The sequence below is a fragment of the Rhizobium hidalgonense genome (assembly GCF_002914525.1).
Classification (GTDB): Bacteria; Pseudomonadota; Alphaproteobacteria; order Rhizobiales; family Rhizobiaceae; genus Rhizobium; species Rhizobium hidalgonense.
On sequence record NZ_LODW01000034.1, the window covers coordinates 1 to 596 of the forward strand.

The 596-nt window shown below is 56.5% G+C and carries 1 protein-coding gene; it reads left to right on the top strand.

Annotated features, from left to right (window positions below; translation table 11 throughout):
- Positions 1-15 precede the first annotated feature (15 nt).
- On the top strand, positions 16-596 hold a 581-nt coding region (locus ATY29_RS03755; protein WP_133118232.1), incomplete at its 3' end, for a PAS domain S-box protein.

Consider the following 596-nt stretch of genomic DNA (forward strand, 5'->3'; position numbering starts at 1 on the left):
TGGATCCGGTGCAACATGATCATGAACCCCTTTTCCAATTCCAGCCGCGCCCGAGAACGCTTTCTCGAAGCTATCCTGCAGAGTGCCATCGAATATGCGATCATCTCCGTCGATCTCGATCACAAGGTGACCACATGGAATGAAGGTGCGCGCCGGATCCTCGGATGGGAAGAGAGTGAAATCATTGGCCAGCCCATCGGCGTAATCTTTACGCCGGCGGACCGGGAGACGGGTGTGCCTCAGCGAGAGATGACCGCGGCTTTGGCCGAGGGCCATGCAGATGACGAAAGATGGCACACTCGAAAGGACGGTTCGTTATTCTGGGCATCAGGCCAGTTGATGGCGCTGAGGTCGGATGACGGCGAGCTCGAAGGTTTCCTGAAGATACTCAGAGATCGAACTGAGCAGCGAGAAAATGAGCAACGACAGCGCGTCCTAATGCACGAGCTCTCGCATCGGATAAAGAATACGCTGTCGGTCGTTCAGGCTATCATCAGCCAGTCCTTCAGAAGCGCCGCCAGCATGGAGGACGTCGAGCAGGCGATATCGGCGCGCATCAACGCCTATGCCCACGCGCATGACATTCTGCTGCAGAA